The sequence below is a fragment of the Gottfriedia luciferensis genome (assembly GCF_001712755.1).
In the GTDB taxonomy this organism is placed as follows: Bacteria; Bacillota; Bacilli; order Bacillales; family Bacillaceae_G; genus Gottfriedia; species Gottfriedia luciferensis_B.
Genome location: NZ_MDKC01000035.1, coordinates 176,049 through 197,891 on the forward strand (window position 1 = coordinate 176,049; position 21,843 = coordinate 197,891).

General features: G+C 33.8%; 19 protein-coding genes and 1 other annotated feature (1 of these 20 cut by a window edge). Of the genes, 5 read left to right on the forward strand and 14 right to left on the reverse strand.

Features of this window, described 5'->3' with window-relative positions; all coding sequences use genetic code 11:
• Window positions 1–366 precede the first annotated feature (366 nt).
• The 7 genes from BED47_RS23350 to cymR all read right to left on the reverse strand — a co-directional run bounded on the left by BED47_RS23350 (window position 367) and on the right by cymR (window position 6,840).
• On the reverse strand, window positions 367–501 hold the full coding sequence (locus BED47_RS23350) for a DUF3918 family protein (RefSeq protein ID WP_082459514.1): 135 nt from the start codon (window positions 499–501) through the stop codon (window positions 367–369).
• A gap of 13 nt (window positions 502–514) precedes the next feature.
• Window positions 515–703 carry a hypothetical protein gene (locus BED47_RS20240; protein ID WP_069035137.1) on the reverse strand — a complete coding sequence of 63 codons (189 nt, stop codon included), beginning with the start codon at window positions 701–703 and terminating at the stop codon, window positions 515–517.
• Between the two features lie 112 nt (window positions 704–815).
• Complete coding sequence (gene recD2, locus BED47_RS20245; protein WP_439097798.1) at window positions 816–3,173, reverse strand: SF1B family DNA helicase RecD2; 2,358 nt, start codon at window positions 3,171–3,173, stop codon at window positions 816–818.
• A 37-nt stretch (window positions 3,174–3,210) separates the two neighbouring features.
• A complete protein-coding gene (locus tag BED47_RS20250; protein ID WP_069035138.1) occupies window positions 3,211–3,870 on the reverse strand; it encodes a tetratricopeptide repeat protein in 660 nt (219 codons plus the stop codon).
• A gap of 207 nt (window positions 3,871–4,077) precedes the next feature.
• Window positions 4,078–5,196 carry a tRNA 2-thiouridine(34) synthase MnmA gene (gene mnmA, locus BED47_RS20255; RefSeq protein ID WP_069035139.1) on the reverse strand — a complete coding sequence of 373 codons (1,119 nt, stop codon included), beginning with the start codon at window positions 5,194–5,196 and terminating at the stop codon, window positions 4,078–4,080.
• Between the two features lie 28 nt (window positions 5,197–5,224).
• Complete coding sequence (locus BED47_RS20260) at window positions 5,225–6,370, reverse strand: cysteine desulfurase family protein (RefSeq protein ID WP_069035140.1); 1,146 nt, start codon at window positions 6,368–6,370, stop codon at window positions 5,225–5,227.
• Window positions 6,371–6,423: 53 nt separating this feature from the next.
• The gene (gene cymR / locus BED47_RS20265) at window positions 6,424–6,840 is read right to left on the reverse strand and encodes a cysteine metabolism transcriptional regulator CymR (protein WP_056472685.1); all 417 of its coding nucleotides are present in this window, start codon (window positions 6,838–6,840) and stop codon (window positions 6,424–6,426) included.
• A gap of 447 nt (window positions 6,841–7,287) precedes the next feature.
• On the opposite strand from cymR, the gene BED47_RS24455 reads away from it, so the two are divergent.
• Complete coding sequence (locus BED47_RS24455; RefSeq protein ID WP_069035141.1) at window positions 7,288–11,409, forward strand: S8 family serine peptidase; 4,122 nt, start codon at window positions 7,288–7,290, stop codon at window positions 11,407–11,409.
• A gap of 70 nt (window positions 11,410–11,479) precedes the next feature.
• Here the strand turns inward: BED47_RS24455 and BED47_RS20275 are convergent, their stop codons facing one another.
• Complete coding sequence (locus tag BED47_RS20275) at window positions 11,480–11,692, reverse strand: hypothetical protein (protein WP_056472680.1); 213 nt, start codon at window positions 11,690–11,692, stop codon at window positions 11,480–11,482.
• A 43-nt stretch (window positions 11,693–11,735) separates the two neighbouring features.
• Window positions 11,736–12,068: a DUF4257 domain-containing protein gene (locus BED47_RS20280; RefSeq protein WP_056472677.1), complete on the reverse strand. Its 333-nt coding sequence runs from the start codon at window positions 12,066–12,068 to the stop codon at window positions 11,736–11,738.
• A gap of 305 nt (window positions 12,069–12,373) precedes the next feature.
• Here BED47_RS20280 and BED47_RS20285 point away from each other — a divergent pair, with 305 nt between their 5' ends.
• Window positions 12,374–14,134, forward strand: coding sequence for a hypothetical protein (locus BED47_RS20285; protein ID WP_069035142.1), 1,761 nt, complete (start codon window positions 12,374–12,376; stop codon window positions 14,132–14,134).
• Between the two features lie 123 nt (window positions 14,135–14,257).
• Complete coding sequence (locus BED47_RS20290; RefSeq protein WP_069035143.1) at window positions 14,258–14,890, forward strand: DUF2306 domain-containing protein; 633 nt, start codon at window positions 14,258–14,260, stop codon at window positions 14,888–14,890.
• Between the two features lie 32 nt (window positions 14,891–14,922).
• Here the strand turns inward: BED47_RS20290 and BED47_RS20295 are convergent, their stop codons facing one another.
• Window positions 14,923–16,212 carry a replication-associated recombination protein A gene (locus tag BED47_RS20295; protein ID WP_069035144.1) on the reverse strand — a complete coding sequence of 430 codons (1,290 nt, stop codon included), beginning with the start codon at window positions 16,210–16,212 and terminating at the stop codon, window positions 14,923–14,925.
• A 138-nt stretch (window positions 16,213–16,350) separates the two neighbouring features.
• Between BED47_RS20295 and BED47_RS20300 the strand changes: the two genes are divergently transcribed.
• Entirely contained in the window at window positions 16,351–16,782 is a 432-nt protein-coding gene (locus BED47_RS20300) for an SANT/Myb-like DNA-binding domain-containing protein (RefSeq protein ID WP_069035145.1), read from the forward strand.
• Between the two features lie 100 nt (window positions 16,783–16,882).
• Window positions 16,883–17,101, forward strand: coding sequence for a hypothetical protein (locus BED47_RS20305; RefSeq protein ID WP_069035146.1), 219 nt, complete (start codon window positions 16,883–16,885; stop codon window positions 17,099–17,101).
• A gap of 184 nt (window positions 17,102–17,285) precedes the next feature.
• On the opposite strand, the gene BED47_RS20310 is transcribed toward BED47_RS20305, so the two are convergent.
• The 4 genes from BED47_RS20310 to hisS all read right to left on the reverse strand — a co-directional run bounded on the left by BED47_RS20310 (window position 17,286) and on the right by hisS (window position 21,605).
• On the reverse strand, window positions 17,286–17,531 hold the full coding sequence (locus BED47_RS20310; protein ID WP_069035147.1) for a hypothetical protein: 246 nt from the start codon (window positions 17,529–17,531) through the stop codon (window positions 17,286–17,288).
• A gap of 86 nt (window positions 17,532–17,617) precedes the next feature.
• The gene (locus BED47_RS20315) at window positions 17,618–18,385 is read right to left on the reverse strand and encodes a tRNA threonylcarbamoyladenosine dehydratase (protein WP_069035148.1); all 768 of its coding nucleotides are present in this window, start codon (window positions 18,383–18,385) and stop codon (window positions 17,618–17,620) included.
• Window positions 18,386–18,550: 165 nt separating this feature from the next.
• Window positions 18,551–20,320, reverse strand: coding sequence for an aspartate--tRNA ligase (gene aspS, locus BED47_RS20320; protein ID WP_069035149.1), 1,770 nt, complete (start codon window positions 20,318–20,320; stop codon window positions 18,551–18,553).
• 19 nt (window positions 20,321–20,339) lie between these two features.
• The gene (gene hisS / locus BED47_RS20325) at window positions 20,340–21,605 is read right to left on the reverse strand and encodes a histidine--tRNA ligase (RefSeq protein WP_069035150.1); all 1,266 of its coding nucleotides are present in this window, start codon (window positions 21,603–21,605) and stop codon (window positions 20,340–20,342) included.
• Window positions 21,606–21,672: 67 nt separating this feature from the next.
• Window positions 21,673–21,843, reverse strand: a binding site (T-box leader); it runs 57 nt beyond the window's last position.

Sequence of the window (21,843 nt, forward strand, 5' to 3'; positions counted from 1 at the left end):
AAAAATTTTTAGAGTTAATTATTAGAAAACAAGTTCAAATTATTATTATAAGTTGATACTCGATCTTAATTGAACTATATACTGATTAGCTGTTAAGCTACTCTAGTAAAAGGATATTAAATTAGGTTTTTTAGTGTAACTTTTTTCGATGAATAAGTTGATTGGAACGGAGGGGTGCTCGACTCCTATGGGATAAGCGGGAAGGCTGAGACCCCGCAGGCTTGCCGAGGAGGCTAAAGAATCTCGCCCCATGGAAAGCGAGCACCCCGTAGTGGAAATCAACCTCACTCGGCTCCTTTTACGAAAATTTGATTATTTTTTTGACAGTAAAAAAGCACATGCCCCTATAGACATGCGCTAAAAAAATTAAAGCATTTTTTTCAATGACTTTCTCATACGTTTCATATTCTTTGAAGTAAGCCATTTGTTATCGTACATTAACTTCATCGCAAGTGCACCTGCACCTAAACCTAAACCTAATAAAGAGCTTTTTCTAGCCATCAATTACCCACTCCTACATACTAAGTTTTCGATCCTCTTCGTCAAATAAATCATCCAACGAACTTAACGTACCATCTTCTTCAACTTGGTGGGTATAAATTATCCCTTTATTAATTGTTAGTTCAATATAACATCCCCAACAATAATATTGATTTACACCTATTTTCCCTAAGTCTTTACTATGACAATTTGGACAAATCACAACGCTCGCTCCCTTAGCCTAAAAAAGGCAATGTTTCTAAGCATTGTGACCAAATTTTCATAAAAATATACGTTAGTACAGGAATCGTCTTGCACTATATATTCTTAGTCATTTACATGAAATCATAAGGTGAAAGATTTGGTAATTCGTCTGAAAGCTGAAATGGTAAATCTTCGTTTAGTTGCACTTCACCATTTTCAATCCCTTTTAGTTTCATACATAGAGTAGTTTGTCTTTGACCATCATCTGTTCTTCCAATACCTTGAATAAATGCATCTTGTTCACCGCACATGATTAAGAACTTCTTGCTTCTTGTCACTGCAGTGTAAATTAAATTTCTTCGAAGCATTCGATAATAACTTTTGACAATTGGAAGCACAATAATATCAAATTCACTACCTTGAGACTTATGAATTGAACAACAGTAAGCTAGAGTTAATTGAGAAAAATCTGGTCTAGTATAAGTCACTTCATTTCCATCAAATGAAACGATTATAATATCTTGTTGTTCTACATTTTCTTTAGCGAAAAAAATGTTTACAATTTCACCCATATCTCCATTAAAAACATTATTTTCAGGAACGTTTACAAGTTGGAGAACTTTGTCACCTGTACGAAAAGTAGTATCACCAAAATTCATTTCACGTTGCTTTTCCCTTTTAGGGTTAAACACTTCTTGCAGCCCTTCATTTAAAGCATCAATTCCTGCTGGACCACGATACATCGGCGCTAATACTTGGATATCTCTTACAGGAAAACCTTTTTTATTGGCATTTTCACACACTTTTTTGACGACTTCAACAACTTGTTGGCTTGAACAACCGATAAATGAACGATCTTTTCTTTGTTCAAATAAATCCTCAGATATTGTTCCATCTTTTATATAATGTGCAAGCGTAATAATCGAAGAATCTTCTGATTGACGGTAAATATCTTTTAATCGTACGGTTGGAACTGTACCAGAGTTTAATAAATCCTTTAAGACTTGACCTGGACCAACAGAAGGTAATTGATCCTCATCCCCTACAAAAATGACTTGGCATCCTTCTGGAATACTTTTGAGTAATTGATTCCCTAACCAAACATCGACCATTGAAAACTCATCAATGATTAGTAACTTTCCATTTAAAGGATTTTCCTCATGATGGCTAAACTCCCCTTCTCTTGTCCAACCGAGTAAACGATGGATTGTTACTGCCGGTAATCCAGTTGCTTCACTCATTCTTTTTGCCGCTCTACCTGTAGGTGCAGCAAGCAAATAAGGGAATGGATCATCTTTCGGGTAAGAATGCTGATCTAATGATAAATCATGGATTGTTGAAAACAGATTAACGATTCCTTTAATAACTGTCGTTTTACCTGTCCCTGGTCCACCTGTAAGGACCATCATAGCTGACTCCATTGCCTTTTTGATTGCTTGTGCTTGTGAAGGGGCATATTTTACATTCATTTTTGATTCGAGGTCTTCTAGCTCTTTTGCAAATCTAGTTTCAGTCATTTCACCTAAATCTGGAGCACTGCTTAATAATTTTTGGATCGCATTTACAATGCCCTTCTCAGCGTAATAAAGAGCGGCTAGATAGATTCTCTCGTCTTCCATTACTAGCTTTCCGTCTGCTACCAATCGTTTCATTTCCCGAGAAATGTCGACTGGTTCGACAAGCTCTTTATCTTGTTTCATTAATAATTGTCTAGTTTCATCAATAAACTGATCTTGCGTTATATAAACATGTCCTTCTTGCATCGATAAATGTTCTAAGATATAAATACAACCCGCTCGTATCCGATCTGGATGATTTCCTGTAATACCGATTGCCCGACCAATTTCATCTGCTCTCCCAAACCCAATCCCATCTACATCTTCAATTAACTTAAATGGATTTGTTCTGATAACATCTAGAGTTGATTCATTATAGGTCTTATAAATTTTAATCGATAAACCCGTTCCAATACCGTAGCTACTTAAAAAGCTGATTACTTTTTCAAGACCTTGATGAGATAAAATTGTTTCATAAATTTCTTTAGCTTTAGATTTTGCCAGCCCGGGAACACCTTCTAAGCTATCAGCATTATCTAAAATTTTATTAATTGCACCTTCACCTAAATGGTCAACGATTTTTTCAGCTGTTCTTTTTCCAATTCCTTTAAACAAATCTGAGGATAAATATTGAATAACACCTTTTTTAGTAGATGGAAGCTCTTTTTCAAATGATGATATTTGAAATTGTTTACCATACCTCGGATGGTCTTTTACAATCCCTTTAAATGTATATGTTTCATCTTCATTCATCCTTGGAATATTCCCAGTAATGGTCATTTCCTGTTCACAATTTGATAAATTTGTATCAACTACTTTTATCTTTGCAACAGTATAAAAATTTTCTGCATTATAAAAGATGATTGTTGTGATATGCCCTTTAATATATGGTGTCTCATCAACAAACAATTCCATTTCACTTTGGGTTTGCACTTCTCTACCTCCCCGAACTTACACAACTAAACTAGCTTCATTCTACTTCTTTATTTTCAATTACTTTTAAAGCATGCATAGCAAGCATATGATCATCTTGGCATTCAATCGCTTTATTAAAATGGTCTTTTGCAGTTGTAACTTGATCATTAAACATCGCAATTATGCCTAGATTATAATGTGCATCAGCATGAAGTTCATCTAATTGTAAAACCTTTTCTAAATTAACCTTTGCTTCATCTAACATTTCCAATTTAGCTAAAGTAAGGCCGTATTGGAATAATGCGTCTACATCTTGATCATCTAGCTCAATCGCTCGTTGAAAAAATGGAAGTGCAAAACGATCTTCGCCATTATTAACACAGCATAAACCAATCATAAAATGGACATCACTATCATTCATGCCAAGTTTCACACAATGTTGAAAATGTTTTTTAGCTAATTCAAATTTACCATCTTCAAAATAAACTGTTCCAACTGCATAATGCGCTGCTGCCAATTCCGGATCAATTTCTAAAGCCTTTTCAAAAAAAAGACAAGCTCGTTCTACATCTCCCATCGATAGTAAAAGTTGACCAAAATTAACATACGCTAATGAATTAGTAGGATTTTCTTCAATTTCTTTCGTTAAAAAATTAGCTGCATCCTCTAAGTTCCCCTCTTGCAGGGCTGCTACGCCACGTTCAAAATTATTCATCTATAACACCTCTATGTATTTTCTTTCAATTATTTTTGACAGACTCCATTTTCTATACTAATCAGTTTAAGAAACTTAATATATCTATTTAACACTATCACACCATAGTATACATTTCAAAGGAACGTTTCTTCAAAATTCCTGCGAAAAATTATGTATTTCCATTCAAAAAAACAACCCCAACCATTATGATTGGGGTAAATAGATTTATCTTAAATAAGTTAATTCATTACCATCGATAAATGCACGATCAATTGTTCCTCCACCTAGACAGTCTGTACCGTCGTAAAATACAACGGCTTGGCCAGGAGTGATTGCGCGAATTTTTTCGTGGCAAAGAATTCTTACAGAGTTATCATCTAAAATGTGAACTGTTACTTCGTTATCTTCAGAGCGATAACGGAATTTAGCAGTACATGTAAATGAACCTTCTTTCGGTTTATCTGATGTCCAACTAATATCAGAAGCAAGTACTTCATTACTATAAAGTAACTCATTATGAAAACCTTGTTCAACTAATAAAATATTATTTTTTAAGTCTTTTCCTACAACGAACCAAGGGTCTCCATTTCCACCGATTCCAAGTCCATGACGTTGACCAATTGTATAATACATAAGTCCATCATGTTTACCTTTAACTTCCCCGTTCATTGTTCTCATTTCACCAGGTTGCGCAGGTAAATAATTACTTAGAAATTCTTTAAAGTTACGTTCACCTATGAAGCAAATTCCAGTACTGTCTTTTTTCTTAGCTGTAGCTAAATCTGCCTCTTCAGCAATTTTACGAATTTCAGGCTTTAAATAGCCTCCAAGTGGAAACATAACTTTCGATAGTTGTTCTTGGCCAAGTTGATTTAAGAAATAAGTTTGGTCTTTATTGCTATCAATTCCTCGTAACATTTTAAATTCATCGTCACGGAACTCAACTCCAGCATAATGACCTGTCGCTACGTAATCTGCTCCTAGCTCCATTGCATGTTCAAGAAATGCTTTAAACTTAATTTCTTTATTACACATTACGTCTGGGTTTGGTGTTCTACCTTTTTTATATTCATCTAAGAAATAAGTAAACACTTTATCCCAATATTGCTTTTCAAAATTCACTGCATAATACGGAATTCCTATTTGATTACAAACTGCAATTACATCTTCATAATCCTCAGTTGCTGTACATACGCCAAATTCATCTGTGTCATCCCAGTTTTTCATAAAAATACCGATGACATCATATCCTTGTTGTTTCAATAAATATGCTGTTACAGATGAATCTACACCACCTGACATTCCTACTACTACGCGAGTGTCTTTTGGATCTTTTTTATTCATAAATAATATCCCCTCGCACTATAAAAATTTATATTTTAACTAATCGTTTTACAATTGAAGATACACGTTCTCCAAGTATACGGATTTGTTCTTCTGTATTTCCATAACCAAAGCTGAACCGAACCGAAGAACGTATTTTAGGTGAATCTATTCCAAACATTTCAACTAAAACATGTGATGGATCTATACTACCAGCAGTGCAAGCAGACCCGCTTGAAGCTGCTATACCTGATAAATCAAGGTTTACCAAAAATGATTCAATTGAAATATCTTCGAAGGATAAGTTTAACACATGCGGTGCAAAAAACGACTCATTTCCATTCTTTTCAAAACGAATTCCATTTTCTTTTAGAACATTCATTAAAATTTCATGGAAACGCAAATAGCTTTCTATCCGTTCATCTCTTCCGATGTGAATTACTTCTACTGCTTTAGCTAATCCAACAATACCAGGTACATTTTCTGTACCCGCACGACGTTTACGCTCTTGCTGACCGCCATATTGTAATTGTGTAAAAATTGCATTTTCACTTACATAAAGAAAACCTACACCTTTAGGTCCATTAATTTTATGTGAGGAAATGGATAATAAGTCGACACCAAGTTCTTCAACATTAATTGGAATTAAACCGTAAGCTTGTACTGCATCTGTATGGAAATGAGCTTTATGGTCACTAAGAAGTTCACCAATTTCTTTAATTGGTTGAACTGTTCCTATTTCATTATTAACCATCATAATTGATACTAAAATTGTATCATCACGAAGTGCAGCCTTTACATCCTCTACATTTACGCGGCCTGTATGATCAACTGGTAAATACGTAACCTCAAAGCCTTTCTTTTCAAGAGCCTGGCATGTATGTAATATAGCATGATGCTCGATGCTAGAGGTAATAATGTGCTTACCATATTTTTGATTCGCATAAGCAGCACCTAAAACAGCAAGGTTATCACTTTCCGTTCCACCACTTGTAAAAATAATTTCGTTAACTTTTGATCCTATACTATTAGCACAAATCATGCGTGCAGTATCAATCTTTTGACGAGCTTGTCGGCCAAATGAATGAATACTAGATGGATTTCCAAAAGTCTCTTGCATTTCTACAACCATCTTTTCAATTACTTCTGGATGCATTGGAGAAGTCGCAGCATGATCTACATAAATACGTTCCATTTTTATTAAATCCTTTCTTTATGAAGCGTTCAACTATTTTGAACGCACTAAAATTAAATATAAAACATATATCCATTTAAATCATCAGATTCTAATTTTGCTAAATCCTCAAGACTCGTATGGTCTAACACTTCATTAATCGCTTTTTGAACACGTGTCCATAACTCTCTTTGTGCAGGATTTTCATCTTCAAGATTTTCGATTGGAGATAGTGAACCTTCAAGTGCAGTTATTACTTCACCTGCAGAAATTTCATTCGGTTCCTTTGTTAAAATATACCCACCATATGCCCCGCGAATACTTTTAACTAATCCTGCATTACGTAATAATGAAATAATTTGTTCTAAATAATGCTCTGAAAGATTTTGTGCTTTCGCAATACTCTTGAGTGAAATTGGTTTATCACAATATCTTTTAGCTAATTCAATCATAACTGTCAGTCCGTATCTTCCCTTAGTTGAAATCTTCATTAATTCACTCCGTTCAATAAACTGTATCTCTTATTTTTATCAGATTTATCCTATTTTTAAACTGTAGTAATACAATTATTGTACACTATTTATCCTATAAATTCACATACCAGGTAAAAAATGCACTATACCAATTGGAAAAGTGCAATATCGATCTAAAAAACAGTAAGTAAGATTTTTTAGTTTACTAGTCTAACTTTTTAACAAACCGTAGAATAAAAACGTTTAGTCTTACTCCTCCATTTTCACAAATAATCTACTGTCCTAAAAATCCGCCCAATTTCTTTCTACACGAAATGTTGTTAATTCAAGGTTTCACTAAATTGCTTACACTTTAATCAGTTAAAATTAACAAAAATGCATCAAAAATAACCCGCCTTTTATTCAAAGAATATTCTGTAAAATAAATACTAGTAGTTTATTAATTGAGAAAGAAGTGGGGAAAAAATGCGAAAATCAAAGAAAAGTAAAACGAATCACCTTACAACCATTGGATTAAGTACTTGTCTACTGTTTGGAACCTTTGCACCTATTACTGATCATTTTAATGCAAATGCTGAAACAATTTCTTCAAGTGAAGCGATATTAGCTACATTGACATCAGAACAAAGAGTGGCACTTCAAACATTAAATTCGAACGAATTCAAAACGGGATTGCATCTTTCATCAGATGTAGATTTAAATAGTTCAAAAGAAGTTTCCGTAATTGTTGAATTTAATGTTCTTCCCGCGAAAACTGAACAGTTAACGGCAGCTGCTAAAGGAAAAAACATTTCACTTGATACCGCTAAGGCCAAAGTAGAGAAATCTCACATTCAATTTAAAAAAGATTTACAAGAAAAAATAGGTAAAGATACGAAATCGAATCGAACTATTTATCAAATTAAACATACTTATAAACATTCACTTAATGGAGTCTCATTAACTCTCCCTGCAAATCAAATTAAAAAATTATTAAAATTTAATGATGTGAAAGCAATTTTCAGTGATTCTCAAGTTCGAGTAAATCCTCCAAAACTGATTGATGAAACAAAGGACAAAACAAACGTTGACAGTATACCATTTTTAAAAGTAGATCAGCTTCATAAAGAAGGCATTACTGGAAAAGGAATAAAGATTGGCGTAATTGATACTGGTATTGATTTTAATCATCCTGATTTAAAGGATGCGTATAAAGGTGGATATGACTTCGTAGACAACGACAACAATCCAATGGAAACGACTTACGATGATTGGAAGAAATCTGGAAAACCTGAATTCTATAATGGTAATGCTTATTATACCGAGCACGGTACGCACGTTTCAGGTACGATCGCTGGACAAGCTAAAAACGATTCAGATTTCAAAGTAACAGGCATAGCGCCTGATGCTGATTTATATGTATATCGTGTTCTAGGTCCCTATGGTAGCGGCGCAAATTCTTCGGTAATTGCTGGAATTGATAAGTCCGTAGAAGATGGCATGGATGTAATAAACCTATCATTAGGAAGCGATTATAATGACCCATTAGACCCTACAAGCCTAGCAATTGATAATGCTGTATTAAGTGGTGTCACAGCAGTTGTTGCAGCAGGAAATTCAGGCGAGTACGGAATATCTACATTAGGCTCGCCGGGTGCAGCTGCACTTGCATTAACCGTTGGTGCAAGCTCAGCATCTACTAAAGTAACAACCTTTAAAAGTAGTTTTAAAGTTGGAAAAAGAAAAATAAACGGAACATTACAGTTAATGACTAAAAAATGGACCGATGACTTTAGCAATCTTTCTGGAAAATCATTTGATATTGTAAATGTTGGAGAAGGTGGTCCAAATGATTATTCCGGAAAAGATGTAAAAGGGAAAATAGCATTTGTTATACGTGGCACATATGCTTTAATCGATAAAATGAAGTATGCAAAACCAAACGGTGCAACAGGAATTATTATATATAACAACAATAGTAACGAGGGGCAAATTCCATACTTTTTAGGAGAGAGTAATGACAATATTCCAGTCTTTTCGTTGGATAATAATACTGGCTCGGCAGTTAGGGATTTATTACCAACTGGTCCATTAACTGTTTCATTAGGTGCATTAGGAGAGAGTGAAATTCCCGGTGATGTATTAGCAGACTTCAGTTCAAAAGGTCCATCAGGAACTTTATACGATATAAAACCAGAAATAACAGCGCCAGGCGTAAATGTACTTTCAACAGTACCTTCCTATATCAATAATAAAAATGATAAGAATGATTATTCATCTGCATATGAAAGAATGTCAGGTACATCAATGGCGACTCCCCATGTTGCAGGTATTGCAGCACTTTTACTGCAAGCAAACCCAAGCTATAAACCTGCTGATATTAAAACAGTATTAATGAATACAGCGGACCCATTAAACGGTAAGAATAGCGTATTTGAGATAGGCGCAGGCAGGGTTGACCCTTATGAAGCTATTCATTCTGATACAGAAATATCAGTTTTAGATGAAACACCTTATATTGAAAATGGACAAGAGCATATGATTCAAGAGCAAACAGGTGGTCTTAGCTATGGTTTTATTCCTATGAATAATGAAACTTCTTTCAACGAGTCAAAGAAACTTGTAATCTCTAACTCAAGCAAAAAAATGAAAAAATACGTTATTTCTGTAGAATATAATGTAGGCGCGCAAGGTTCATTGGATGCTGAAAAAAACGGTGTAAATGTAAAATTATCTGAGGATTCTTTTAAGGTAAAATCAGGTACTCAAAAAGAACTTTCTGTCTTATTAACAGTTCCAAAAACAGCTGAAAAAGGAACGTATGAAGGATACATTCGTATTGAAAATGAAAAAAATCCTGAAGAGAATTATCAAATTCCATTTGGCGCACGTGTTGTTGAAGAAGGATTTAAATATTTTGCGACCCACTCTCCATCTATCTCAAATAATCGTGTAATCGCACAATATAGTATTAAAGATACTGATTTAGATTTCAATTTAAATTCACCTATGAAAACCATCGATTTTGTTTTAGTTGATCCAAAAACAGATAAAGATTTAGGGTTAATCACTTCAATCAACACGACAGGTGCTGCTGTAGACTATGATTATTATTTACAAGATGGATTTGCAGGTAGATATTTCCCCTTTACTGGAAATGCTAAAAAGCCGATTGGATTTACTTCTATTTCAGCTCCAGATGGCGTTTATAAAATTAAAGCCATTGGAACAAATCAAGCTGGTAAACAATTTGTCAAAACTGATAAAGTCTATATCGATAATAACGGTGCAACGCTCTCATTAGATCAAACAAATGCTATACCAAAAGGAGATCTTCCATTTGTTGAATTAGCACCAGATCAAAAAACAGTTACGTTATCGGGCACGGTAATCGATAACGAAGTAAGTGAAATGCAAAAGAACGGAATGAATATAACACAATCTACTAACAAGGTATATTACGGCTCTAATGGACCAGCATTAAGTATAAGCGTAGATGAAAATGGTAAATTCTCGAAAGAAATTTCTGTAACTGGCTCTTCGTCTGCTACAATGCTTCAATTTGTAGGTGCTGATCGAGCTGGTAATTCATCTGTTGCACCAAAGGTAATTTACTATGTAAAAGCTGGTTCGCAATACATTTATGCTAAGCCCAATAAAGAATCAATAACTATGGGTGATAAAGTAACCTATACTTTGTTTAGCCATGGATTAAAGAACGCTAAAGAAATGAGCTTTTCAATAAATTACTTGAATAAATATTTTGATTCTGTTGAGATAGAAAAAAACAAAACATTACCAGATGGTTCTGATCTTACTACTACTACTAGCGGTACAACTAGCTTAACTTCAAACATTACATTGAAAATGCCTAACGATGGTATTTCAGGGGATGTGCCATTAATCGATCTAGTATTTGATACTAAAGCAGATGAATATGTAAATGTACTTAGTCAACTATTTAATATTTACGGAGGGGCATACAAAGATTTTAGTGGAGCAACTGTTAGACCACTGATGCAAACAGGTCTACTTCCAATCTTTGCACCCTATTCAAAAGTACAAGCTCAGCTTGGAGCACAAGGCCTATACAAAGAAGATGGCACTTACAATTATTCAACGGATTACACAACTGTTGGTGCAAGTGTTAAAGTACAAGATTCTAAAGGTAACTTATATATAGGTGAAATACAAAAAAACGGCCAAATCTTTATTAACAACCTGCCTTCGAACGAACTTCTTTACACTGTTATTGTAGATGTTCCAGGACATTTTACTACTTACACTCCGCTTGAAGTTGGAAGAAAAGCTGGAAATATAAGTAATGGAGAAAGCATTTATTACTACACTGCTAAATCGAAAGCTGGAGATATCAATAAAGACAACGTGGTCGATCTAAATGATGCAATTTTGCTAGAAGCAAACTGGAATAAAAACAATCGAAATACTGACATTAACTTTGATGGCATTACCGATGCAAAAGATTTTAAATTACTAGAAACCAATTATTTAAAAGAAAATGATTATGTTTTAGATACACCGAGTCCAGTCCAAGAGCTTAATGGTCAAACAATCCAAACAATTAAAGCAAAACTAGGAATTAACTAAAATAAAGAACTGGAACTCTAATTTTGAGTTCCAGTTTTTAGTTGCTAAATAAAGTCAATTAAATGCTTGCTTAACTTTTCAATTTACCAGCACGTACGAATTGAGCGGCTGCCGCTTTTTCATCGAAATCTTCAACATTTTTTCTAGATTCTTTTATGTTGTTTAAAAAGCTTATGACTTGGAATTCGATACTTTTAATTTCGTATTCAGTATCAGCATTTAATAAATCTTCTAATAAATCTAAATAAATTGCTTTCTCTTCGGGTGTTAGCACTAGCCTCATTACATGCCTCCTTCATCTTTTGCCAAGTAAATTATTGAAAATACTACACAATTTGCTTAGAAATATTATGCAGTGAACTTACCCTTTCCCGTTCAGTGTTAAGTGCTCTGCTTAAAAGAAAGCTTTGAGATGAGAGACCAGCTAATATACAGTATCCGATTACCATACGCATATCTTTTAACATGTTTTCTGGTATAAATAAAGAAACAAATAGTGTCGCGGCTGTTGCTCCAAATAAAATATCTGCAAGAAAACCTAAATAAAAGCCTTTCTTTCGTCTCACCGGAAGCATAATCGTACCTTTGTTAAACAGGATGTGAAAAATAAATCCGGTCACTCCACCAATGACAACCGCCAGGACATAGAGCTTAACCATGTTCATCCTCCTCTATTTTTAGGTACAAAAAAAATTCCTACTTTCGTTTCGAGAATTAGTTAATCGAAATGATCGCTAGGATTGGACAAGTTCTATATAAAATATGAACAGCTTGTTCTTATTATTATAAAAGCTTAAAAATAAATTATCAAAACAATTTGTAAAATTTATCCAATTATGACAAAAAATAAGGTAAAAGACCTGAGTTTTCATTTAAACAAATACACTACAAGACTATTTAACTATTTCTCATTACCCTTATTATGATATATTGGAATTAAAAAGAAGCTAGAGGAGGTTTTAAGTTGGCTGTACAAAGAAAATTCAAGAAAATAGTAAATCAATTACGCCACCAAGATCTATATCAGCGTGCAAAAGGCATAGACCAACTTAGAAAGTCTCTTCAATCAGGTGCTTCTATTGAATCATTAAAATATTTATTAGAAGAAGCGGGAAGCAATTTCCCGAAATCAATAGAAGATTGGGATGATGGAAGCTATCACTTAGTTGGGTTTTGTTCAGAGTTTGCACTCCAAGAATTAATAACTCCAATCGAAAAGAATTTTGAAGCATATAGTGAACGAGCAAAACTTCAAGCTCTTTATTTATTAATAAGTCTAAAATCAGAGTTAGCTAGAGATGCTTATATACGAATCATTGAAAAAAATAGTAAACGGTACTCGCTTGATATCGATGTTCAATTCATTTTCGAAGAGACAAATTGGGCTCCAGAACTTGTAAAAAAACTATTACATTTAATCGAAAATGAAGAAACTGCAGTTTCAATTTTCCATCTGATTCTATTGTGTAAAAGAAATTCAATTTCTTTACCATTTTCATCCGCTGAGAATGATTATATAATCGAACAAATTAAAGTTTTATATAAGCTTAAACGAGATTCATATTTAAATTATGATCAAGATTACAACTTAAAATATGTGTACCAAGCTTGGAAAGAATCTTACCTCATCGTTCGCACAGAAATGGGTATTTACCTTCAATTAATGCAATATTATTTTGACGATAGCATGCATGAATATTTAAAAGAAGCACTTGAGTATAAAGATCCTTACTTAAAAGTGGATGCTGTTATTTCACTGATGGAACATGGCGTACAAATTGAAAAAGAAATCCTTGATTATTGTGCTCATAATATTGAATCTGCGGTATGGTTTTATACAAAATTAAATGAATTTTCAAAGAAAGATATGTACACATTTACAGAAGAACATCAACATAGTTTTGTGAAAAACAGACTGTTTCTTTATTTAATTACTCATGAAGATTTTGGTGTGATTCCCGACGAGATAGAAATTATAAAACGCTATGATACTTCCAACTATTATGAACAAGAAGTAACTTATTATTTAACTAAATTCCGTAGTCAGCAAGAAAACTGGGCAGAAAATGATTGGATGGCTGCATATGTAGGGGCTTATATTTCTGAACAAATTCCTAGTCCACGATTTTATGATGAAACAATTACGGCATTTACAAAATGGGATAAATATACTGAGGATGAACATAAAGCTCAACTTGAATTATTAAATAAAGAAGAAAACGATAAATTAGGTCAAGAAGTCATTTTGGAATCAAAGCCTAACTGGCATTTTGGTACTTATTTCCTCGGATTTCTAACTGCTGTTAGAACAGGTACTGCTTTTGGAAATCACGATCCTATTTATTTTTTATTACTAGCTTTACTATGGATTATTTTCTTATATAAAGTGTATGCAACGATTCAACTTCGCAAAGAGTCTAAGTTAATTTTAACAAGTAGACAGCTAACTTTAAAAAAAGGTAATGAATTGAAGTCGATCGAGCTTCATAAGATAAATCGGATGACAATCGAACTCCGAAAATGGGGTAAAAACGAAGGCAAAATGGCAGCATATCAACGAAAAGTAAATTATATTGTTTTCTATGATAAAGATGATGAAGAGATTTTATCAATCCCTTCAACTTTTATTAAACCCGATTTACTTTTCCTTGAGATAAAATTATTAACTAGTCATTTAGTTGATTCTCCAACTATTGAAGTTTTTGAAAATGATGTTAGTGCTTAAATGTAAAGTCGGGACTCGAATCTCGACTTTTTTTATTCATGTTCCGTTCATAATAGGTTGTTATGATATTACTTAAAGATTTTATACATATTATCAACTAAATATCGGGGGACAGGTTAATTTATGAATTCTAGAAAAAGTTGGTGGATTTTATTTATTATATCGTTATGTGTCATTGTTCCATTTATGGCTCCTTATTTTCTTATTGATCCTGAGAAAAGTCGTATCCAAATTAGTTCAACTTCAATTCAATATCCTACTTTAATTTCACATATCTTTTTTGCGTTTATTGCTTTAATTGCTGGATTTTTACAATTTGTAAAAAAGATTAGATCTCGTTATCCAAGAATCCATCGAATGATTGGAACTATTTACTATACTAGCGTTTTTATTAGTGGAATTTTGTCATTGATCGTAATATTTTATATTGAAAATTTTTCAAAGGTAATGTCTTTTCTTGTTTTAGCTATACTTTGGATTTTCACTACCATAAAAGGTATTCATAGCGCTAAGAAGAAAAACTACAATGCTCATCAAATCTGGATGACTCGAAGTTTTGGAATCACTTTAGTAGCAGTAAGTGGTCGAGTTTTAGTGCCATTTATATTATTAGCCTACTTTTTGCTAAATGGATTGCATCTACCTGGTGGAAGAGAACGAATGGTCGAGGAAGCCCTAAATGTTAATATTTGGGTAGGTTTATTAATAAATTTAATCATAATTGAGTGGATTATATTAAAAAGAAAGGTAGATTAAGCGACCAATTTCGCTTTATATCTACCTTCTCTTTAATTACGATTTTTCTTAAACTGCTGTAGTTTTTCAAAAATAGCCCCGTAGCGTTTTTCGTTACCTGCTTCTTTTGGTTTATAGTAAACTTGATTTACTAGTCGATCTGGAAGATATTGTTGATTTACCCAACCACCAAAATTACCTAAAGGATGATCATGCGGATAAATATAACCAACCCCATGCCCCATATCCTTTGCTCCAGCATAGTGCGCATCTTTTAAATGTGCTGGAATATCATTATGTAGCCCACTTCTCACATCATTTAATGCTCGATCAATTGATGTGACACTAGAATTCGATTTGGATGACAAACAAAGTTCAATTACTGCATTAGAAAGAATAATTCTTGCTTCAGGAAATCCAACTTGCTTTGCGGCTTCACAAGCCAGGACAACCTTCCATGGATCGCCGGCTAATCCGATATCCTCATAAGCAATCACTAATAATCTTCGAATAATGCTAGTTAAATCGCCCGCTTCAATGAGCCTGGCCAAATAATAAAGTGCTGCATTTACATCACTTCCACGAATACTCTTTTGGAAACCAGACAATGTGTCATAATGAAAATCTCCATTTTTATCATGATTAAAACCTTTTGAACGAAGAAATTCATCAATAATTTCATCTTGTACTACAATCGTTCCGTCTGACTCTTTTGTTGAACCGTATACAATTGATTCCAAAATATTTAATGATGATCTTGCATCTCCGTTTACTCCATGAGCAATTTTTAAAATTTGTTCCTCTGAAATTTGGATTTGCAAATTTCCTAATCCTCTATCCTCATCTCTTAATGCTTTATCTAATAATTTATAAATATGTTTTGGTAAGAGCGGTTCTAATTTTAAAATGTGGTTACATCGAGATCGTATTGCACTGTTAACATCGTGGTATGGGTTCTCAGTTGTTGCCCCAATTAACGTGATAAACCCGCTTTCTACATATGATAATAAATAATCCTGTTGCAACTTTGACCAACGATGAATTTCATCTGCAAAAAGAATGATCTCACCGAACATTTTCGCCTCATGAACGATATCCTCAAGTTCTTTTTTACCAGAAGTAGTCGCATTTACAGTTACAAAACGTTTATCAACAGTACCAGCAATTGCATGGGCAAACGATGTCTTACCTATTCCAGGTTCCCCGTGTATTAACATTGAAGGAACTCGTCCGTTATGTATTAATCGATATAACGCTGATTCTTTTCCGATAATTTTTTCCTGACCAATTAATTCATCAATCGTTCTTGGTCTCATACGGTATGCTAGAGGTTCATGACTCATTTTTCTCCCTCCTTTATAACTCTTTTTACTATTGTAATTGAATTGGAAACATTTTTCATCTGCACCTAGCAAATATTTCTTTTGACTAACAATTTATTTGGTGAAGATAATAATAGATGAAATAAAGAAGGTGAAAAAATGAATGCCCCAAAAACAAAATGGTCACTTGAAGATGAAAACACATTAATTGAACTAGTTGAAAAATACGAAAGTAAAGGTAAATCGAAGCAAGAAGCATTTGAAATGGTAGCAAATATTATCAATCGGACAAAGACAGCATGTGCTTCTAGATACCGAAAACTATCAAAAGATCAATTTAGAGAAATAAACAAACCTAAAGAAGTTAGCAAGTTAAATATGCTTATAAATCCTCCTTCAATCAATATTGAAATGGTCATCCAATTCTTAATGAATTTCGAACAAAACAATCAAGCTTCGAAGGAAAATATACAGTTAAAAGAAAGAGTAGTTAAATTAAAAATTGACAATGAAAATTTAAACAAACAAATTGTTAATCTAAAAACATTAATCCAAAAGAAACAAAATGTTTTGCTCAATCTAACAGAATAAATTTGGACAAAATAATGTAAAACATTCACAGTATATCATCACTTGTACTATTGTATAATGAAGTAACAATATGCAAAGCAATAGTAAGGAGTATAATGAAATGAATTGGAAAAAAGGCGGTTTATGGATTATTATATTTTTTATTATTAAAGGTACGTTATCTACATTATTAATAGTTACCGGTGCCAAATACTTTAACTTATCATATCTCCAAATTCTACTTCTTGTAGTTGGACTATTAGTTATTTCACTAATTGGACGTCAATTTGTGAGAAGACGGAAAAATAATGCTAAAAATGAGAAGGACTTAAATATGTAACCCCTTAGCCTATAAAGTAATGTGTCCGAGCAGACTGATTGAAAGCGCTAGTCTTTCGTGGCGTGAAGCCTAGTGAGGAGCGGAGTTACCCTAGACGGTAATGAACACCGCAGACTGGTGAAGCAACGAAGAAAGCGAGCGTTTTCGGGCAGTCTGAAACCCCCAAGAAATTTGGGGGTCTTTTTTATTTATTAGGCTTACGTTTATTCATTTCAATCGATTCCATATCGTTTACAACGCCATCTTTGCCAACCTTACCGTTTTTCTCAACTACATTATTTTTCCTGTTATACTTAACATTTAAATGATTGGATAAATTATCTACACTATGCTGTTTTGAATCTTTTTCCACGTCACTTGTACTATTACAAGCAGTTAATATTGATAATGATAATCCGAAAGTACAAAATACTTTCAATGCTCTATTCAATATCAAACACCTCCTATTGAAGGTAGTTTTTACATTAATAAATAAAAAAACTGTAGGAAATTAATTCCTACAGCTAGTATTATTAGTTATTCTTTACCTACACGCTGAATTTCAATATCCTTTATTAATTCACGTACTGCATGACTAGCTGCGATTAAGCCAGCAACTGATGGTACAAAGGCGTTTGAAGAAGGTGGCATTTTTGCTTTACGAATTTTTGTATTTTCATCTGGTACGATTTCTTTACGTACATCTTCACGAATAACAATAGGACTTTCATCTGAATAGACAACTGTTACTCCTTTTTGAATACCTTCTTTGCGAAGTTTAGTTCGAATAACCTTTGCAATAGGATCGTGAGTTGTTTTTGATATATCAGCAATTTTAAATCGAGTTGGATCCATCTTATTAGCAGCACCCATACTTGAAATAAGTGGAATTCCACGACGACGACACTCTTTAATTAAGTGAATTTTATATGTAATTGTATCAGAAGCATCAATTACATAATCTAATGGAATTTCGAAAAACTTTTCAAATGTTTCTTCTGTATAAAACATTCTATGTGTAATTACTTCGCACTCAGGATTAATCTCAAGAATACGTTGCTTCATCATTTCTACTTTAGGCTCTCCAACAGTTGATAATAAAGCATGAATTTGTCTATTCACATTTGTAATATCAATAACATCTTTATCCACTAGTATTAAACGTCCGACTCCAGAACGCGCTAAAGCTTCGGCAGAAAATGAGCCAACGCCTCCAATACCTAAAATAGCTACCGTACTGTTTTGTAATCGCTCTAAACCTGCTTTACCAAAAGCAAGCTCATTACGAGAAAATTGGTGTAACATTTATTCAACTCCCACTATCTTAATCAGATTACAATGATTTAAATATACATGATACAAGCTATTTACATCAAGCTTGAATTAAAGAAAAACCGAATTTTTCTTAATCCTTCAACAAGAAAAAGGAAAGGATTAAGAAAATTAATTCCTTCACCCTTCCTTTTTATTTTACTCTTCTACAGTTGTTTTTAACGCTAATTCTTCTAATTGTGCAGAAGAAACTGGACTTGGTGCATTTGTTAATAAGCAACTTGCTGATGCTGTTTTAGGGAATGCAATTGTGTCACGTAAATTTGAACGACCTGCAAGTAACATAACAATACGGTCTAAACCTAAGGCAATTCCGCCGTGTGGTGGAGTTCCGTATTCGAATGCTTCCATTAAGAAACCAAATTGCGCTTGTGCTTCTTCTTCAGAAAATCCTAAGCATTTGAACATTTTCTCTTGTATGTCTCTTTCGTAAATTCGAACTGATCCTCCACCAAGCTCGTAACCATTTAGCACTAAGTCATAAGCTTGAGCTTTAACACTACCTGGATCTGTATCTAATTTATCAATATCTTCACGAACAGGTGAAGTGAATGGATGATGAGCAGCAAAATAACGATTTAAATCTGCATCATATTCAAGTAATGGCCAGTCAGTAACCCATAAGAAATTGAATTTAGATTGATCAATTAAATCTAAGTCTTTACCTAGTTTTAATCGAAGTGCACCTAAGCTATTTGCAACTACTGAAGCATCTGAAGCTACAAATAAGATTAAGTCTCCTGCTTGTGCCTCTACAGCTAATTTTAATGTAGCAAATTCTTCTTCACTAAAAAATTTAGCAATTGGACCTTTGAAACCATCTTCTTCAAGTTTTAACCAAGCAAGACCTTTTGCTCCATAACGACCAGCATATTCTTGAAGACCATCGATGTCTTTACGAGAATAATTTGCTGCTTGACCTTTTACATTTAAACATTTTACTTGGCCACCGTTTTCAACAGCTGATGTAAATACTTTGAATCCACTTTCTTTAGCGAAAGAAGATACATCAATTAACTCTAATCCGAAACGAGTATCAGGCTTATCAGATCCATAGCGATTCATCGCTTCATCATAGCTCATACGAGGAAGTGGTGTAACTAGTTCAACACCTTTTGTTTCCTTCATCATTTTAACCATCATTCTTTCAGACATTTCCATTATTTCCTCTTGAGAAAGGAAGCTCGTTTCAATGTCTATTTGAGTAAATTCTGGTTGACGGTCAGCACGTAAATCTTCGTCACGGAAGCAACGTGCAATTTGGAAATAGCGTTCAAACCCTGAAACCATTAATAATTGTTTAAAAATTTGAGGTGATTGTGGTAATGCATAAAACTCACCAGGATGTACTCGGCTAGGAACTAAATAGTCACGAGCTCCTTCTGGTGTACTCTTTGTTAAAATTGGCGTTTCAACTTCTAAGAAGTCTTCACCATCTAAGAAATCACGAATTGATTTTGTAATTTTTGAACGTAATTTAAAAGTGTCATACATAACTGGACGACGTAGATCTAAATAACGATATTTTAAACGAAGGTCTTCTGCTACTTCCGTTTTATTTTCAATTGCAAATGGAGGATTCTTAGCTTTATTAATAATCTCAAGCTTTTCAACAGAAACTTCAATTGCTCCCGTTTCAAGATTTGTATTAGCTGTACCTTCACCACGAGATACTACTTTCCCGTGAACGTGAAGAATAAATTCATTACGAACAGTTTCAGCTAGAGCTAAAGCTTCACCTGAAGTTTCAGGATTAAAAACGATTTGTACAAGTCCAGAACGGTCACGTAAATCAATAAAAATTAATCCACCTAAATCACGTCTTTTTTGTACCCATCCTTTAAGTGTTATACTTTGACCAATATGTGATTCTCTTAGTTCTCCACATAAATGCGTTCGTTGTTCCATTTTCAATTCCCCCATTTGTTTATTTAGAGCTTACGTATTTTACAAAGATGTCTAATGCAACTTCTTCTTGTACACCAGTCTCTTGGTCTTTTAAATTAATGACTCCTCGAGATAATTCTTCTTCACCTAGAACCGCTACATATTTTGCTTTATAACGCTCCGCTGCTTTGAATTGCCCTTTTATTTTACGATCTTGGTAATCTTTTTCACAAACAAGACCAGCTTTACGCAATTGATATAAAATAGCCGTCGCTTCTTTTTTCACTTCTTCTCCAAGTCCAATTAGGAATACATCCATTTCTTGTTGGATTGGAAGCTCGATTCCTTCTGTTTCAAGAGCTAATAATAAACGCTCTATACTTAATGCGAAACCAATACCAGGAGTATTAGGACCACCGATTTCTTCAACTAATCCGTTATAACGACCACCACCACTTAAAGTTGAAATTGTACCGAATCCTTTACCTTCTAACATGATTTCAAATACAGTGTGATTATAATAATCTAAACCACGTACTAAATTTGAATCGATCTCAAACGGAATTTTCATAGCTGTTAAATAAGATTGTACAGCTTCGAAATAGTTCATAGATTCTTCATTTAAATATTCTAAAATGGATGGTGCTGTCTTCATCGAAGGGTGATCGTGATCCTTTTTACAATCTAAAACACGTAATGGATTAGTTTCTAAACGATTATTACAATCACTACATAACTCATGTGCTACCGGTTTAAAATGCTTCACAAGCGCTTCACGGTGTGCTTTACGGCTTTCTAAGTCACCTAAACTATTAAGTACTAACTTAACATTTTTCAATCCAAGACCACGATATAAATCCATTGATAGAGCTAATACTTCTGCATCGATCGAAGGATCATTACTACCTAAAGCTTCGATACCGAATTGTACGAACTGACGATAGCGACCAGCCTGTGGACGTTCATAACGGAACATAGGACCGATATAGTACAACTTTGTAGGTTGATTGCCATTTCCGTACATTTTATTTTCAACATAAGAACGAGCGATTGATGCAGTTCCTTCTGGACGTAATGTTAATTGACGATCTCCACGATCAGTAAATGTATACATTTCTTTTTGAACAATATCCGTTGTATCTCCAACACCACGTTGGAATAATTCAGTATGTTCAAAGATTGGTGTACGAATTTCGTTATAGTTATATCGTTTGCATAAGTCTCTTGCAAACTTTTCAATATACTGCCATTTTTCAACTGTACCAGGTAAAAGATCCTGCGTACCTCTTGGGATATTAATCGACATTTTAAATCCTCCTAAATAATAAACCTTTATAAATACAAAAAACCCTCGTGCCTACTGAAATAAAAACAGTAGGGACGAGAGTTATAAGCCCGTGGTGCCACCCTAATTGAAGAACAATAAACTGTTCTCCCACTTTCATCGTTAACGCCGATTACGTTTATCCTTACTAGAAATCGTTCAGAATAAAGCCTCAGGAGTGTCTTTCAAATAGTCTACTTGTGGAAATGCTCTCAGCCAC

Bases quoted from the DNA above. Each gene is read 5' to 3' on its own strand.
- BED47_RS20260 (WP_069035140.1), bottom strand. From the start codon at position 6,370: ATGGAACGTATTTATGTAGATCATGCTGCGACTTCTCCAATGCATCCA.
- mnmA (WP_069035139.1), bottom strand. From the start codon at position 5,196: ATGAATAAAAAAGATCCAAAAGACACTCGCGTAGTAGTAGGAATGTCA.
- BED47_RS20295 (WP_069035144.1), bottom strand. From the start codon at position 16,212: ATGAGTCATGAACCTCTAGCATACCGTATGAGACCAAGAACGATTGAT.
- cymR (WP_056472685.1), bottom strand. From the start codon at position 6,840: ATGAAGATTTCAACTAAGGGAAGATACGGACTGACAGTTATGATTGAA.
- BED47_RS23350 (WP_082459514.1), bottom strand. From the start codon at position 501: ATGGCTAGAAAAAGCTCTTTATTAGGTTTAGGTTTAGGTGCAGGTGCA.
- hisS (WP_069035150.1), bottom strand. From the start codon at position 21,605: ATGTCGATTAATATCCCAAGAGGTACGCAGGATCTTTTACCTGGTACA.
- BED47_RS20300 (WP_069035145.1), top strand. From the start codon at position 16,351: ATGAATGCCCCAAAAACAAAATGGTCACTTGAAGATGAAAACACATTA.
- aspS (WP_069035149.1), bottom strand. From the start codon at position 20,320: ATGGAACAACGAACGCATTTATGTGGAGAACTAAGAGAATCACATATT.
- BED47_RS20280 (WP_056472677.1), bottom strand. From the start codon at position 12,068: ATGGTTAAGCTCTATGTCCTGGCGGTTGTCATTGGTGGAGTGACCGGA.
- BED47_RS20290 (WP_069035143.1), top strand. From the start codon at position 14,258: ATGAATTCTAGAAAAAGTTGGTGGATTTTATTTATTATATCGTTATGT.
- BED47_RS20305 (WP_069035146.1), top strand. From the start codon at position 16,883: ATGAATTGGAAAAAAGGCGGTTTATGGATTATTATATTTTTTATTATT.
- BED47_RS20250 (WP_069035138.1), bottom strand. From the start codon at position 3,870: ATGAATAATTTTGAACGTGGCGTAGCAGCCCTGCAAGAGGGGAACTTA.
- BED47_RS20315 (WP_069035148.1), bottom strand. From the start codon at position 18,385: ATGTTACACCAATTTTCTCGTAATGAGCTTGCTTTTGGTAAAGCAGGT.
- BED47_RS20275 (WP_056472680.1), bottom strand. From the start codon at position 11,692: ATGAGGCTAGTGCTAACACCCGAAGAGAAAGCAATTTATTTAGATTTA.
- BED47_RS24455 (WP_069035141.1), top strand. From the start codon at position 7,288: ATGCGAAAATCAAAGAAAAGTAAAACGAATCACCTTACAACCATTGGA.